This window comes from Leptospira stimsonii, assembly GCF_003545885.1.
Lineage (GTDB): Bacteria > Spirochaetota > Leptospiria > Leptospirales > Leptospiraceae > Leptospira > Leptospira stimsonii.
The window spans coordinates 1,007,484-1,023,000 of record NZ_QHCT01000001.1; the positions used below are offsets into that span (position 1 = coordinate 1,007,484).

Consider the following 15,517-nt stretch of genomic DNA (forward strand, 5'->3'; position numbering starts at 1 on the left):
GGAAGGATTGAAATTTTAATTTACAACATTTCATTTCTCTGGTACGAATCAAAGATAAGTTTTTAAATCCAAAAACACAGGTCCAAATGGCAAACAAAAGAAGGCCTCCCAGAAAGAAACATAATTCAAACCAGAAAGGTTCGGGAGGGAATGAGAAGAATCGGGAAAACGCAGATTCCAACCGAGGCGGTAATGAGTCCAGAGAAGGGAATCGAAGACATTCTCATCAACAACGCCAGCAACAAGGAAAGAATTTTCAGAGAAACCAAGAGTTCCATCGAAAGAGCCAAGAAATGGCGATGGAAAAAAATCCTCCGAAAGTAAGAGCCCCGAGAGAAGGGGGACGATACTTAGCGGGTGCGATCCTAACTGGAAGCATCGTACTTTTAGGAATCTTTAGTTATTTCATTTGCGAGAATTATCACACAAAAACTCCCGTCTACGGTAAACGAGGTTGGGATGACTCCTTCCAAAAATCCGTAACCTGGGCGGAAGCAAAGGAAATCTGCGATGAAAGGTCGAAACGTTTGCCGGGCAAAGATCAACTTAAGAATTTTAGCAAAAGAGCGGATTCTAAGTTGAGAAACGCCGGAGTCTTTTGGTCTTCCAGTCCTGAAGGAGATTCCGGTTATTACTATTCCGTAAATTTCAAAGATGGAACGGACACAAGTAGCCTTGGAACGATGAAGTATAACGTGATTTGCGTAAAGTAAAACGATCGTAAGAATCCGGAAGAGGGGAGAATGATCTCTTCTCTTTCGGATAAAAGAATCTGCATTCCACTCAACGTTCTAAATTTCGAAAACCCTCCTTTCGAAAAACAAATCCAAAAAAAGAATCCAGTAAGACAGGAAGCCTCGATGATCAAAAAAATATCCGGAAGAATCGTAACGCACGAACAGGATTTCCACGGAACGGTGGAATGGGATTCTTCCACCGGATTGATCCGATCGGTTCTTGTGGGTTTGGAATTGGATGTTCCCGAGGAAAAGAGAAAGGACGAGGCATGGTTTGATCCGGATGAAATTGTGATCTTTCCCGGATTCGGAGATATTCACATTCATGCAAGGGAAGATGAGAGTGGAAAACATACTTACAAAGAGGATTTTCTCTCCGCGAGCGCGGCCGCGATCAACGGAGGAGTGATTCATGTCGCCGATATGCCGAACAATCCGATTCCTCCCGTCGATGAAGAAAGTTATTCCAAAAAAAGAAAACTCGCGGATAAATCTCCGATTCACATAACGTTGTACGCAGGGATCGGGCCGGATACAAGACCGCTAAAATATTCCGTTCCTTATAAAGTGTTTATGGGTCCGAGCATCGGAGAATTGTTCTTTCATAACAATCAGGCCTTGGAAGAAACGATTCGAAATTACGAAGGCGAGAATATAAGTTTTCATTGTGAAGATCCTGAAATTTTGGAAAAACATCAGGATGAATCTTTGCACGAAGATAGACGCCCGCCGGAAGCGGAAACGATGGCGACCGACTTTGCTTTGTATTTGATCGAAAAATACAATCTCCGAGGAAAACTCTGTCATTATTCTACCGGAGACGGTCTGGAAAAAATCAAAACTGCAAAAAAGAAAGGTTTGAAGCTCACTTGTGAAGTGACTCCCACACATTTATTTTTCGACAAATCGATGTTAAACGACGAAAATCGGAAATGGTTTCAGATGAATCCACCTCTCCGCGGAAAAGAAGATAGGGAAAGAATGTTGCAAGGTGTAAAGGAAGGCTGGATCGATTATTTGGCGACCGACCACGCTCCTCACAGTGTCGAAGAAAAACAAAAAGGGACCAGCGGAATTTCTCAGTTGGATACATATTCACTTTTTGTAACGTGGATGATTTTAGAAGCCGGGATCGATTTAAAAACGATCGCAAGAATTTGTGCTAAGAATCCCGGAGAATTCGTGAACGAATATTTACCTGAAAAATACGGAAAAGGTTTTGGAAAAATCGAAAGCGGTTATGCCGCGAACTTTACGATCTTGAATTTGAAAAAACCGAAAACCTTTCGAAAAGAAGAGATCAAAAGTAAGTCTGGATGGTCTCCATTTGAAAACTTTACCTTTCCCGGATCGATCGAAGCGGTCTATTTTATGGGGAAATTGATACGATAAATCGAAGATTGTAATTCTGTCGTACTTCCGACGGGATTCTAGAAAAAGATTTTTTCTTGTTCGAAGGCAATTTTTGTGATAAAGATCGATTTCGCAATTGGTTCCCGCGGGCCCACCTCCTCCACCCATTCAGGGTGGGGGCGCGCAGGATTAACTGTGGATCGTCGTACTTCCCACGGGGTTTATCGGACGCTTTTTCTCTTTATAGAAGTGCGAAATTTTTAGCTCCAATGACGATGAAGCATTGCCTTTTGAAAACCGAATTTCTCGTAGATTCCCTTTCCCATTTTAGTTGCATGTAATATAATAATATGTGAATGTTCTTTTCTAAGTTCTTCTAAGATACTTTCTACCAAAATGGAGGCGTATCCAAATCCTCTTTTTCGTGAATCGGTCGTAATCGAATACAGCCCGAAGGAAGTTCCGTTAAAAAAAGTCATCCCCGTTGCGACCATAGTCTGACCTAAAAAGCCGCCGAAGATACGGAAAGCGCTCTGATTCAGCAGTTTTAGATACAGGTTTTCACGATCATTCGATTCAAAGGAGGCGTTCACGATTTGAAGCCATATTTTTAGTTCGTCGGCGGTTTCTATTTTTCTAATAATTAAATCACTATCTAAATCATTTTTTTTGAATGGAATCGGATCTCCCGTTAAATACATTCCCAATTGTTCCTCATAACCTTTGTATCCGAGTTTTTTAAGATTTTTTTCATGGGTTCTCGAAGTCAAAAAGTCTAAGACATCCGAACGATAACCTTGTTTTCTCAGTTCGAGGATCTCTTCTTCAAGGGAAATCGGAGAAAGAGATTCTTTCAATACGATCCTTGTAAGCCAATCCGAATCCGCATTGGAATAAAAAACGAAATTTGTACGATCTAAAATCGGAGATCCGGTAAGTTCGGAAAGAACTCTGTGTAGATCCGTATAATTTTTTGTAATTTCATGCACGTCCGGATTCATTCTTATTTACGAAGCGGAAAGAATTTTTTTCTTCCAGTGATGAGCGTTCTTTCTTCCTTCTTCGAGCGCTTCCTTTCCATGTTTGAGTTGATTCGCGTCGATATAAGGTGTTACAGTCTCGATTCTTAAAATTTTCTTTTTATGATGTTTAGCTAACATCTCTTTCAATTCTCTTGTCTCATTTTCTATAATCTGAACGGAAGAATGGAAAGCGCGAAGCATCGCCTTTTCCGAATGTCCCTTTTTTGTTCTCACGCTGTGAACTACGATTTTACGAATGGATTTGTCTAGAATCAATTCTTTGATCGGTTCCTGGTCAGCAACACCTCCGTCGATAAATTCTTCCTCGCCTAACTTTTGTATTTCGAATAGAAATGGAAAGGTCATCGACGCGAGAATTTGGTCGATCAGATCTCCTTTGGTTTTGAGTTCTCGGATTTGTTTCGTAATATTTGAAACGGAAACTCCCATCGGAATGGGAAGGTCTTCGATTTTTTTATGACCTAAATAGGGTTTTAATAAGTCCCTAATTTTTTTACCGGAAAGGATACCCGAATAATTTTTAAGACCTTTTCGGATCGGTTTGACAAAATTCGTTAAGAGATTCCCTTCCCAAAAATCCTTTTTCTTTAAACTTAGAATCAAGTTCGTCATTTCTTCGGCAGGAACTCCGGCGGCGACCAAGGATCCGATCAGTGCTCCCGAACTACATCCGGTAATCTTAGAAGGATGAAATCCGATTTCGGACAAACCCTTCGCAAAACCGGCGTGTGCATAAAAACCGAAAAAGGCGGAATTAAAAGTTAGAGCCGTGAATTTTTGTTTAACGTGTATTTGAATCATATTATATTATTAGAATGTTTATTTAATCGGGAATAATTTCTCCTAACACCCAGTTGAAGTAGTCACGATTCCCTTCCAATAACGGAAGACTTACCACGCAAGGGATCGAGTAGCTGTGTAAGGATTTTACTCTGAGAGTCAATTCCGTCATTAATTCGCTTTTTGTTTTTAATATAAGAATCGACTCATTGTCTACGACCAACTTTTCTTCCCAATGATAGACGGACTTTATTTTCGGGAGAATGTTTGCACAGGCGGCCAATCTTTCTTCTACAAGAGTCTTTCCGATCTTGAGAGCTTCTTTTTCATTCTTCGCGGTAATGTAGACGAGCCTAAGTTCCATAGAATTCTATTTTTATTTTTCGTCAGAATTCTACTTTTTTTCAGAGAGTTTTTTGGTCTTTTCTCATGTTTTACGGAATTCTTACGAAACTATAAGTATGAAGGAACTATTCGAAATTTTCAATCTCGGAATCGTCGGCAAGAAATTCCTTCTTCGTTCTCATTCCCCTATTCTTCTTTTCCTTTTGATGATTCTAACTCCCCTTTCTTCGGAAGAATCGGAGAAAATCCTCTTTCTCTGGAAGCTCGTTCCCGGTGAAACCGTAGAGCTGAACGAATATCATAGAGTTCAGTTGGTAAGTCAGGGAAGGAAAATCAGAAGGGAGGATAAGAATCGAATCCTTTTAGAAACGTTATCTTGCGAAAAACAATCTTGTCTTTTGGACGGATTCTTTGATACTTACAGTCGTTTTCCCGAAGTGGATCCAGCGTTTCGAAAAGATAAGACGTATAAGAGTCAATTTCAAATCACTGAGATCGGGCAATACAAAGTCCCTCAAGAATTCAGTATGCCGAATCTTCGATCGCTTCCAAGTTTTTCGGATAAGCCTGTTGCAATCGGAGAAGAATGGACACAACCCGCGACGGAAAGTTTTCAATTTCCGGGTGGAAGAGTAATGATCACGGTTCTCGCAAAGTATAAGTATCACGGTCTCGATCAGTGGCAGTTCCAAAAACTTTCAGGCACGGCCGATCGTATAGAATACAATTATACTCTTTATTATGATTCTCAAATGGGCCAGGAAGGAGTTCCGCTTAAAATTTACGGATTCGCTAGAGGAATGGTTTACTTTGATCGTAACCTGGGGCTTCCACAATACAAAAGAGTTCAACTCGCTTACACTTTCGTTTATCAAAACGGATTGGCTCAAGAGATGTCTTTCGATATTCACGGAATTTATCGAAAGGATGTGAAGCTTACGGATAACGATAAGGATAAGTTCGCTGAAGAGATCAGAAACATTCTCCGCGGCGAACTTCCTACCGGAATCGAACAAGGAAAGGAATCGGCTAAGAATCCAAAACGCCCGCACGGTCGCGAAAGTTTAAATTGGCCGGAAGAGGAAGAGAATCACGCTCGTCCTCAAAATGAAAAGCCCTCCGGACCTCCGGTCGAAATTCGAAGAACGGAAGAGGGAATTGCAATTTCTTTGAACTCCGTTTTGTTCGACTACAACAGTTCCGAACTTAAGGACGAGGCAAAACAGGAATTAGAAAAGATCGCTTCCGTATTAAAAAAATACGGTGATCGTGAAATTCGAATCAGCGGACATACTGATAATTCAGGCGGAGAAGAATACAACCGCAAACTTTCCAGAGAAAGAGCTCTCTCCGTATTAAAAGAACTCAGAGACAAACAGAAACTCGAAGAAAAAAGAATGTCCTACGAAGGCTACGGAAAGAGTAAACCTATCGCCGATAATACGACAACTCAAGGTAGACAAAAAAATCGCCGCGTGGACATCACTATCGTTATGGAATGAATTTTCTCTTTGCTATTATTCAAGAAGTGGAAAAATGAAGTTTGAACGCCAGCTAACAAAAAGGATACGAATTGCGGATTTTAGTAAATTATTTATCGAATTAATTCCGAAAGCGGAGTTTTAAAATTCTCCTAAGTTCGGGCCTATTAGTTCTTGCAAAATCTGAATTAAAGGTTATCTAAGACGCTTTGGTGGAAACAAAGCGTGAATAACGGTCTTACAAAAAGAAAAGTATTCCTACATTACCGATTTCTCTTATCAATTTTGTTATTCGCATCGACCGAGCTTTTTGCGTTTCCAACGGTTCTTACAAAAGACTGGAAGCTTTCCGTCGGCAGGAACGTAGGCATTTCGGAACAAGATCCAATCTGGATAAAATTGGACTCACTTCCGATCCCAAAAGAACTTCTTCGTAGTTTTACTTTTCCTGAGAATTCCGTTCATACCGTAACTCTTCTTAAAAAGATCGAAGTTTCCAACGCGGAAATTGAGGAACTCAATACGGACGGTATTTCGGTCCATCTACCTCTTTTAACGAATGTCTACGAAGTTTTCTTTAACGGAAATAAGGTGGGAGAAGGGGGACTCATTGCGGGTGGAAGAATTATAAAAAACGGATTTAGGAGACACGTGATCTTGAACATTCCGGAGGATCGGATACGCCCCGGAAGCAATGAGATCAGAGTTGTGCTTTCTGCAGATCCCGGCGAGGAGTTAGATGCGTATGCGAGCTTTGATTCTACCCCGTCGCTTTTAGACCTTCAGTCTCGAAACGCCGCGATTCTTTCGGAGCGTTCGACTCTGATGCTTTTATTTCTCTATCTTTTCGTCGGCTTTTATCATTTTCTTTTTTATTTCAAACGTCCTCAAGAAAAATACAATCTTTTCTTCGGGCTTTTCTCTATTCTACTTTCTGCATATATTTATCTTCGAAGCAATTCGGTTTACGAGCTGAACTTGGACCCTTTTTTGCAGATGAAGCTTGAATATATGATCGTCTTCAACATACCCACATTCTTTTTATTGTTTTTGGATTCCTTTTTTGAATCGAAGATCAGTTCTGTTTCTCGGTTTTATCAATATTTTGCGATGGCTCTCACGTCCCTGATCCCGTTCTCAAGTAGGATCGTCTGCGTAATTCTTCTTCAGATCTGGCAGTTCTCAATTTTTGTATTCGTATTTTATTCTCTATTTATCATGTTTCGAGCTTTGATTCGAAAAAACCAGGATTCGGTTCGTCTTTTTGCCGGTTTTATCATTCTGATCGTTTCCGCTGTGGCAGATTTGATCGGTTCCATGCAACTTATTCCTATGTTAGAAAATTATGGACTTCTAAAATACGGATTCTTTACATTCGAACTTGGCATCGTTTTTATTTTGGCGAATCGTTTTTTAAGAGTTCACAATGAAGTGGAAGAATTGAATCGGGATCTCGATCAGAAGGTAAAGGAAAGAACGGGACAGTTACAGGATACACTTAGTCAAATTCAAGAATTGAAAGTTCAACAGGACGGAGATTATTTTCTCACTTCTCTTTTATTGGATCCGTTAAATCGACATCATGTCCGGAACGACTATCTCATTTTGGAAGGTTATAGTCGTCAGAAAAAACATTTCGAGTTTAAGCAGTGGAAAAAGGAAATCGGCGGAGATATCATTATAGCCGACGAGATGATTTTAAAGGATCGAAAGTATCTAGTCTTTGTAAACGGAGATGCGATGGGAAAATCCATCCAAGGTGCGGGAGGCGCCTTGGTTTTAGGGGTCGTATTTCGCTCGTTCTTATCCAGAACGAAGAGCGTTTCTTCCTATAAATCAAAGCCGCCCGAAGTCTGGCTCAAAGATTGTTTTTCCGAACTTCAGAATATATTCGAATCTTTCGACGGTTCCATGCTTGTTTCTGTTGTCCTCGGTTTGGTGGATTTAGAATCGGGAATCCTCTACTTTTTAAACGCGGAACATCCGTGGACTGTTCTTTACCGAGACGGTGTCGCCTCGTTTATCGAAGATAAATTAGAACTTCGTAAAATAGGAATCACTGGTTTAGAAAGTAAGATGAAGGTTAAAACGTTTTTTTTGGAAAAAGGAGATTCTATTTTTATCGGGTCCGACGGGAGAGACGATTTATTATTGGGTATTGATTCCGACGGAACCAGATTGATAAACGAAGACGAATCACAATTTTTAAAGCGGATCGAAGAATCGAGAGGAGATTTAGGACTTCTTGTGCAATCCTTACGAAATTTCGGAGAACTCACGGACGATTTGAGTGTGCTTAAATTCTCCTATTTGAAAGAACCGTTCCGATTTCAATCCTCTGGTAATTTGAATTCGGAAACGTTTCCGGACGAATCTTATTTCAAGTATTTGGAAACGGAAAATTGGGAGCAGGCGGTTTCTTATCTTGAAAATTTAAAGAGAAAAAACGCCGACGATCGTTTGCCTCCCGCTTTTAAGAAAGAATTAGCGAAAGTATATTATAAAACTGAAAAATACGAGGAAGCCTTGGTGATTTTCGAAGAACTCATTTCCGAGTTTCCGGAAGACATTGAAAATATGTTCTTAGCTTCCTTGATATACAAAAGGTTCAATCGATATCGTCAGGCAGTGGAACTCGGAGAAAGGGTAATGCTCCGGGAACCGGAATTTCTTAACAACGTTGCTCACCTCGCCGAATCTTATCTTTTCATCCATAAACGGGAAACAACGATTCAGCTTTTAGAAAAAGTGGATAAACTGGATCCGGCCAATTCTCATGCAAAAAGGATAAGAATTCAACTTAGTCGACCTGTCCCGGATCATAGAAACGGTTAAAAAAGATTGTCGCTTAACAACTTGCTTACGTCGATCTGATTGCTCATATGTTGGATCGTATTCGTCGTAGCACAGAGTTCAATCCCGGACTTCATCAATTCTTCGTAAGCGTCATCGGCGAAAATTCCGTGAACGCCGATGCAAATCGCCGGTTTCATTCCCGCTACCTTTAGATGACCGATCGTTTCGAGTAAGGTTTTTCCCGTTGATATGATGTCGTCTATCAATACGGGCGTACAGTCCCTGTATTTTTCCAAATGAGGAACGCTTACTTCCACGTCTCGATCCCCCCTTCTTATTTTTTCAAGGACCGTATAAGGAGACTTGGAAAGTTCGGCGACTTCCTTTACCCATTGGCTACTTTCCGCATCCGGCCCGATTAAAGCGGGGTTATTAATTTCTTTTTGAATATAATCGGCTATGAGAGAAGTTGCATGGAGCGACTTGGCTGAGATAGTGTAGACTTCCTTCAAGTCTTTGATCCTATGAAGGTGAGGATCAATAGTAAGCAAGGAATCCGCGTATTTAGAGATCAAATTAGCGAAATACTTGGCGGTAATACCTTCCCCGCTTTGAAATACTTTGTCCTGTCTCATATAACAAAGATAAGGCGCTATGAGGTGGATTTTTGCGGCGCCTAAAGATTTTGCGGTCTCGCAAAAAAAGATCAACGAAAGAATTTTAGAATCCGGTTGATTAAGGGAGCATATTATATGAACTTCCGAACCATTGACGTCTTCAAGGATTCTGCAATGAGATTCTCCATCGGGATAATTTCCAAATTGAACTTCGCCGATCCCGATGCCGGAAAGGAGCGAAACTGATTTAGCCAAGGAATCGTTTTCAGGAAAAGAAAATAAAAGTTGTTTCATATCGGTAATTTAAAGTATCGTAATGATGTCTTTTTGCGTTTTTAAATAGTCGGCGGCGTATTCCAATTCTCCGCTGGACTCTGCGTGAATGGTATAGAGTAATTCTCCATTTTCTACTTTCTTTCCGATCGGTGAAAGGAAATGAACTCCTGCCGAAGGGGAACTCGGAGCACCCGCGAGTCTCGCAATTTTGGCGATTCTTCGATTGTCAATTTCGCTTATCACGCCGGCCCTCTCAGAGCGAACTTCTATATGAAACTCCGCTTTCTTAGGTTGTTTGAACTCGCCCTGCGCGTTACAAATCGCTTCGAACTTGTTCCAAGCTTTACCGGATTCTAAAATTTCCCTTGCGAGTTGAAGTCCGTTTTGTCTTTTAAATAAATCAGAAAATTCTAATATAGATCCTGCCATAAAAAGAGCTCTTTCTTTTAAATCTTGAGGAGCTTCTGTTTCATTTTTGAGAACGGAAATACAATCTTGGATTTCGAGTGAAGGACCGATTCCCCTTCCGATCGGTTGAGATCCGTCGGATATAATCACTCTTACTTTTAACCCGACCGACTTGCCGACAACAGTGAAATAGTATTTTAATTTTTCAGCATCTTCTTCTGTACGGATCTTCGCCGTTTTTCCAACGGGGATGTCGATCACGACGTGCGTCGATCCGGCCGCCGCCTTTTTGGAAAGAACGGAAGCAATCATTTGTCCGACGCTATCAACCTCCAACGCGCGTTCCACACGAATGAGAATATCGTCTGCGGGACTTAAACCGATCGATCCTCCCCAAGCGATACATCCTCCTTCCTGTTCGACTACGGATTTCATCTTGTTCAAAGTAAGATTTACCGTCGTCACCGTTTCCATTGTATCCGCCGTCCCGGCAGGGGAAGTAATCGCCCTGGAAGAAGTTTTTGGGATCGTAAGTCCCGCCGCGGCGACAATCGAAACAACGATCGGCGTCGTCCTGTTACCGGGAAGGCCGCCTACGCAGTGTTTGTCGACCACCACTCTGCTATTCCATTTCAGAATGGAGCCGGCGTTAATCATCGCTTTAGTGAGAGATTTGATTTCTTCGAGATTCAGATGATCTCCGGAACAGGCCGTTATAAACGAAGCGATTTCGATATTCGAATATTTTTCATCCTTAATATCCTGAATGATTCTGTGAAACGCCGCTTCGTTCAAACGATTCTCGTACATCTTGGAGCGAACGTCGTGCATCGATTGAACCGGTTGTAAATGTGCGAGTCGCACTTCGTCTCCTTCTTTCGCTTTGACCGCTTTCCAAGCGCTTTCCGAAAGTCCGACTTCCCCTTTTTGGAGAATCTTATTTTCGATGATATTTAAAGAGGCGATGATCGTTTTGTTTCCGACCGTAACTTCGATACGATTGAGAGCGACAAAACCTTCCGATTTACAAGCCGGACAATCTCTTCTTAAAAAGACGACATATTCCTGATTTGTATCTATTCCTAAATTTTTGAGATAAAGAGTTTCAGTCCTTTGTTGCATCCTATAATTCCAACTCTATGATATCGAATAAATTGGGCACGTTGCATTTCCAATTGAAATGATCAGCTAACTTCACTCTCAGCGCGTCGGACGCGCCTTTTTCTCCGTGAACGATAAAGGTTTCTATCGGTTTGTTTTCCAATGCGCTCAACCAATCTATGATTTCAATTTGATCGGCGTGAGAAGAAAGGCCTTCTATCAACTGAACCTGCGCCTTAACTTTGTAGAATTTGCCGTAGATTTTAATTTCATGATTTCCTTCTTGTAGTTGTCTTCCTCTCGTACCTGCGGCTTGAAAACCGCACAATAGAACCGTGGAATTCGAATCTTCCAAATAATTTTGAAGATAGGTAAGAACCCGTCCGCCGGTCGCCATTCCGCTTCCTGCGATCACGATTTTAGGAGAACGATCTTCGGCGAATTGTTGTGTTTCTTTCATCGACTCCGTTTTACGAAAGGAATCCCAAATTTGGGAACATTCAACTGGAGAAAGTTTGTGCCATTTCGTATGTGTTTGAAACACTTCGAAAACGTTTCTTCCCATCGGACTATCCATGATCATTGGAACGTCCGGAATTTTAGATTCGGATTTTAATTTCCAAAGAAGATACATCAGACTTTGCGCTCTTTCTACGGCAAAGCTCGGCATGATCACGGTTCCTTTTCTTTCCAGAGTTTCGTTTAATATTTTTGTTAATTGCTCTTCCGGATTTTTAGGATGAATTCTGTTGCCGTAAGTACTTTCGATAAAAAGATAATCCGCTTTTTTAGGTTTGTGTGGAGGATACAAAAGAAAGTCTTCCGGTCTTCCGATGTCTCCCGAAAAAACGAATAACTTCCCGAAAATCTCCATCTCGATGAAGGTGGCACCGAGAATGTGTCCGTTGTATTGAAATCTAGCACGAACACCTTCACCCAAATCCTTCCAATGATCCAATTCGGAAGAATGAAGATAGGTAAGAGAAGCCGTTGCCTCTTTAAGATCGTATAAAGGAACTGCAGGTTTGTGCTTTGAATAACCGCCTCTATTGGCTCGGTCAGCTTCTTCCTCTTGAATTTTACCGGAATCTTTTAAAATAATTTCCGTGATTTCAAGAGTGGGAGCGCTCCCGAGAATTTTACCGCGAAACCCTTGTTTGACGAGTCTCGGGATATAACCTGTATGATCGAGGTGACCATGTGAGAGTAGAACCCAGTCGATTTCGGATGCATTTACGGGAAGTGTGCTCCAATTTAGAAGTCTGAGTTCTTTGAGGCCCTGGAAAAGTCCGCAGTCGACGAGGATTTTGGTTTTGCCTGTGTCGATCAGATACTTGGAACCGGTGACTGTTCCGGAAGCGCCTAAGAAATGAATTTGAACGGGTGAACTCATTTCTTAAGGAACGCTTGCGAAAAGGAAAAAAACAATCAGAATATTTTTACATCAGCTTGATATAAATCATCGAGCTGATAAGAATTTTCCCAACCCATGTTTCTTTCCAACATCTTCCAAAACGTTTCCTTTTTGAACGCAGAGAATTCCGTTTACGAAAACAGCATCGACCGCTTTATCGTTTCGTCTAACTAAACGAACGATCCCACCTAATTCTTCCAGAGGAGCTTCGTGAATTTCTTCCACGGAGTTATCCAGACCTTCCGGGTTTATGATTACGATATCGGCGCGAGAACCTTTTTGGAGACGTCCGGCGTCGATTCCAAACCAATCCGCAATTTCACCGGTCAATCTCCAGATCGCTTTTTCCAAAGTTAAGAACGGTTTACCTTCTCGTATCGCATCGTTCACGAGTCTTAACATACGAAGAGGAAAGTTGTAATGAGCCATCCCGCGAAGATGCGCGCCTGCATCAGAAAATCCAATGAGGACGTCCGGGTGACTGATGATGAATTTCAAAGGCCCCGGTCTATCGTTCGCGATGACGGTGTACCAACGAATATCATTTCCATATTCCGCGCAGAGATTGAGAAACGTATCAACGACGTGTTCTTTTCTTTGTTTCGAGATTTGATAAAACGTTTTACCAATCAGAGAAGAATCCGGACATTCCACAACGGTTGCCTGATTGAAGTCGCGGTGAAAAACTCTCGGAAGAAAAAAATTGGTCCATTGTTTTCGAAACCACTTTCGATAACCTTTATCGAGAAGTAATTTCTTTCGTTCTACGAGATCTGCGAGGTGTATCGCGGCCGTCCCCGCTCCGAATTCTTCAAAGACGACAACGTCGACTCCGTCCGCATAAAGGTCGAAAATTTCAGGCAATGCCTGAAAGCGAAAGTCGGCGCCTAAGAATCGATTGATCAGGCGCGCAAGACCGGCGACGAGAAGATAAAGAGTTCGATTCGATCTCGGATCCATCAAAGAAATGATCGTCGTTTTTAATTTTTTACGAAAGACCCCGATACTTTCCCAGAAAAATAAAAGGACATTAACCTTGGTGGAAACGTTAGGCACACCTTGAAAGATTTTTCCATTCTTTCTAAGAATCTGATTAAAACTTCTGAATTCAGACCAAGATGCAAACGTAGAGGGAAGGGGTTTGCTTCGAAAACGGGTTCCATCCATTTTATCCCAGCGAAGCGTATTGATCGAAAGACCAAGATATCCCGCATCGATTCCTTCTTGAAGAAGGGCTTTCATCCGATTCATTTCTTCTTGAGTCGGTTTAACGTTTTTACTCAAAGACCTTTCTAGACCCATAACATAAGCGCGAATTGAAGAATGGCCAACAAAGGAAGTTACATTCGGTCCAAGGGGTAATTGGTTTAAATGATCCGTGTATTCTTTCAGAGTATTCCAAGTTTTTTTCTTTTGTAAAAGTGGAAGCACTTGGTCTCTGGGAATCGCCTCAACTCGGGAGAACATATCCGCCAAATCCTCAGGAGTGCCCAGAGCGAGACTCAACGAACAACTTCCGAGCGTGACGGTCGTAACCCCGTGCCGAAGCGATTCCGAAAGAGAAGGCGCCGCTTCGATTTCCGCGTCATAATGTGTGTGAAAATCGATAAAACCCGGAGTGACCCAATGTCCTCGCGCTTCGCAAACCTTTTCCGAAGCCTCTTCGTTCAAAGGAGAATCGCTGATCTCAATCAGCTTTCCATCCCGAATTCCGAGGTGCCGGATGGCAGGAGGAGCCCCCGTTCCGTCGAAAAAAAGGCCGTTTTTTATAATCCAATCATAGGTCTTCATTCTTAAAAATAAACTCCCCAAAGGCGTACGTTAGATGCGCTTTTCCAGTGGATCGGAAGCGTTCCTGAGTTTTAGTCAAACATTTTAATTTTGTGGAATTCTATAGTTAAGTATAAAATTGAAATAATATATCATTTGTTATGGATAGAATCGCTTAAATTAAGGAATTGAGCCATTCTATCGCTTGATTTTGAAAGTGTGAAAATTATAAAACGACTCAAACGCGTAAAATTAAATGAACTAATGTTCATTATATAAAAGTTATATTTTTTATGCGAATGCTCTTGACAGAGATTTGCCAGGGTTTAATCTCCTACTTCGGTGTATCAAACACTACAAGCGAAGAAGACCAAAAGCGAAAACTAAATAATAGAAAAATAATAGTGAAGAGAATTGAGGTAATTGAAATGCGCAAATTAAGCTTATTGATCCTAATGAGTTTCCTTTTAACGGGTTCTTTAATGGCATCCGGCGGCGGGTCTTCTTCTAAGCCGTTAACCGGTTCGTATCCGATCGTACTTTCCCACGGTTTATTCGGTTGGGGAACTGATTCCAGTGGAGTCATCAATATCGTAAATTATTGGGGTGGAATGGACACTTACTTGAGAAATCAAGGCGCAAGTGTTTATGCTCCTACTAAAACGGCGGCTCAGTCCAACGAGACAAGAGGCGCGGAATTAAGAGACAAAATCAACGTCTATATGGCCGCTAACGGATTTAGTAAAGTCCACGTTCTCGGTCACTCACAAGGTGGTTTGGATAGCCGTTACATGATTTCCAACTTGGGCATGTCCGGAAAAATTTCCACTCTGACCACATTGAACTCTCCACACAGAGGAAGTCCAATTGCTGACATCGTAAGCGCAGTGATTCCAAGCTGGGCGAAACCTTTCGTTTCTGCAGTTCTTGGAGTTGTAGTTCAGTTGGTTTACGGCGGCGGACAACAAGACGCGATCAAGGCTTTGAACTCTCTGACTACCAGTGGAATGGCGACCTTCAACGGTTATACTCCTGATAAATCAGGTGTGAAATACTATTCTTACGGTTCAACCATCACTGTTCCTGATCTAATCCAACACCCACTGATGGGAATTCTTTATCCAGCATGCTGGGCGGGTGGAGTTTTTAACGGACAAGGTGGGGCAAACGACGGACTCGTTCCTGCGACTTCTCAGAAATGGGGAACTTGGAAGGGAGGACCTTCTTATGGAATCCTCACTACTGGTATCGATCACCTCGAGGCTTCCAATACACTCCTTTCTGGTCAAACTTGGTATGACGTAGAAGGATATTACCTCGCAATGGCTTCCAACGCCAAAGCGAATCAATAGTTTCCTAAAATTCCAGTAACCGTGCAAGATAGGATTCCGCGTTT

Annotated in this window: 12 protein-coding genes; 5 read left to right on the top strand and 7 right to left on the bottom strand. The window is 41.8% G+C overall.

From position 1 onward, the window contains the following. Window positions 1–86: 86 nt before the first annotated feature. Entirely contained in the window at window positions 87–713 is a 627-nt protein-coding gene (locus tag DLM75_RS04940) for an LIC_10572 family protein (protein WP_118967363.1), read from the top strand. Between the two features lie 147 nt (window positions 714–860). Beyond that, window positions 861–2,129, top strand: coding sequence for an amidohydrolase family protein (locus tag DLM75_RS04945; protein WP_118967992.1), 1,269 nt, complete (start codon window positions 861–863; stop codon window positions 2,127–2,129). A gap of 221 nt (window positions 2,130–2,350) precedes the next feature. Here the strand turns inward: DLM75_RS04945 and DLM75_RS04950 are convergent, their stop codons facing one another. The 3 genes from DLM75_RS04950 to cutA are packed head-to-tail and all read right to left on the bottom strand — an operon-like array spanning window position 2,351 to window position 4,277. Further along, complete coding sequence (locus DLM75_RS04950) at window positions 2,351–3,091, bottom strand: GNAT family N-acetyltransferase (protein ID WP_118967364.1); 741 nt, start codon at window positions 3,089–3,091, stop codon at window positions 2,351–2,353. 6 nt (window positions 3,092–3,097) lie between these two features. Then, the gene (locus DLM75_RS04955) at window positions 3,098–3,931 is read right to left on the bottom strand and encodes a patatin-like phospholipase family protein (RefSeq protein ID WP_118967993.1); all 834 of its coding nucleotides are present in this window, start codon (window positions 3,929–3,931) and stop codon (window positions 3,098–3,100) included. A gap of 25 nt (window positions 3,932–3,956) precedes the next feature. Next, window positions 3,957–4,277, bottom strand: coding sequence for a divalent-cation tolerance protein CutA (gene cutA, locus DLM75_RS04960; protein WP_118967365.1), 321 nt, complete (start codon window positions 4,275–4,277; stop codon window positions 3,957–3,959). 97 nt (window positions 4,278–4,374) lie between these two features. On the opposite strand from cutA, the gene DLM75_RS04965 reads away from it, so the two are divergent. Further along, window positions 4,375–5,760 carry an OmpA family protein gene (locus DLM75_RS04965; protein WP_118967366.1) on the top strand — a complete coding sequence of 462 codons (1,386 nt, stop codon included), beginning with the start codon at window positions 4,375–4,377 and terminating at the stop codon, window positions 5,758–5,760. A 261-nt stretch (window positions 5,761–6,021) separates the two neighbouring features. Further along, a complete protein-coding gene (locus DLM75_RS04970) occupies window positions 6,022–8,574 on the top strand; it encodes a SpoIIE family protein phosphatase (RefSeq protein WP_429945427.1) in 2,553 nt (850 codons plus the stop codon). Here the strand turns inward: DLM75_RS04970 and DLM75_RS04975 are convergent. The 4 genes from DLM75_RS04975 to DLM75_RS04990 all read right to left on the bottom strand — a co-directional run bounded on the left by DLM75_RS04975 (window position 8,571) and on the right by DLM75_RS04990 (window position 14,142). Continuing rightward, window positions 8,571–9,446 (bottom strand): ribose-phosphate diphosphokinase, encoded by an 876-nt coding sequence (locus tag DLM75_RS04975; RefSeq protein WP_118967368.1) that lies wholly within the window; start codon window positions 9,444–9,446, stop codon window positions 8,571–8,573. The genes DLM75_RS04970 and DLM75_RS04975 overlap by 4 nt on opposite strands. 9 nt (window positions 9,447–9,455) lie before the next feature. Next, complete coding sequence (locus tag DLM75_RS04980; RefSeq protein ID WP_118967369.1) at window positions 9,456–10,958, bottom strand: thymidine phosphorylase family protein; 1,503 nt, start codon at window positions 10,956–10,958, stop codon at window positions 9,456–9,458. Window position 10,959: 1 nt separating this feature from the next. Continuing rightward, on the bottom strand, window positions 10,960–12,330 hold the full coding sequence (locus tag DLM75_RS04985) for an MBL fold metallo-hydrolase RNA specificity domain-containing protein (protein ID WP_118967370.1): 1,371 nt from the start codon (window positions 12,328–12,330) through the stop codon (window positions 10,960–10,962). A gap of 66 nt (window positions 12,331–12,396) precedes the next feature. Further along, window positions 12,397–14,142, bottom strand: a complete 1,746-nt coding sequence (locus tag DLM75_RS04990) for an N-acyl-D-amino-acid deacylase family protein (RefSeq protein WP_118967994.1) — start codon at window positions 14,140–14,142, stop codon at window positions 12,397–12,399. Between the two features lie 407 nt (window positions 14,143–14,549). On the opposite strand from DLM75_RS04990, the gene DLM75_RS04995 reads away from it, so the two are divergent. Continuing rightward, on the top strand, window positions 14,550–15,473 hold the full coding sequence (locus DLM75_RS04995; protein WP_118967371.1) for an esterase/lipase family protein: 924 nt from the start codon (window positions 14,550–14,552) through the stop codon (window positions 15,471–15,473). Window positions 15,474–15,517: the final 44 nt, after the last annotated feature.

What these genes read in the sequence shown, in the direction of transcription:
- DLM75_RS04985 (WP_118967370.1), bottom strand. Translation starts at nt 12,330, where the DNA reads ATGAGTTCACCCGTTCAAATTCATTTCTTAGGCGCTTCCGGAACAGTC.
- DLM75_RS04995 (WP_118967371.1), top strand. Translation starts at nt 14,550, where the DNA reads ATGCGCAAATTAAGCTTATTGATCCTAATGAGTTTCCTTTTAACGGGT.
- cutA (WP_118967365.1), bottom strand. Translation starts at nt 4,277, where the DNA reads ATGGAACTTAGGCTCGTCTACATTACCGCGAAGAATGAAAAAGAAGCT.
- DLM75_RS04945 (WP_118967992.1), top strand. Translation starts at nt 861, where the DNA reads ATGATCAAAAAAATATCCGGAAGAATCGTAACGCACGAACAGGATTTC.
- DLM75_RS04980 (WP_118967369.1), bottom strand. Translation starts at nt 10,958, where the DNA reads ATGCAACAAAGGACTGAAACTCTTTATCTCAAAAATTTAGGAATAGAT.
- DLM75_RS04950 (WP_118967364.1), bottom strand. Translation starts at nt 3,091, where the DNA reads ATGAATCCGGACGTGCATGAAATTACAAAAAATTATACGGATCTACAC.
- DLM75_RS04990 (WP_118967994.1), bottom strand. Translation starts at nt 14,142, where the DNA reads ATGAAGACCTATGATTGGATTATAAAAAACGGCCTTTTTTTCGACGGA.
- DLM75_RS04940 (WP_118967363.1), top strand. Translation starts at nt 87, where the DNA reads ATGGCAAACAAAAGAAGGCCTCCCAGAAAGAAACATAATTCAAACCAG.
- DLM75_RS04965 (WP_118967366.1), top strand. Translation starts at nt 4,375, where the DNA reads ATGAAGGAACTATTCGAAATTTTCAATCTCGGAATCGTCGGCAAGAAA.
- DLM75_RS04975 (WP_118967368.1), bottom strand. Translation starts at nt 9,446, where the DNA reads ATGAAACAACTTTTATTTTCTTTTCCTGAAAACGATTCCTTGGCTAAA.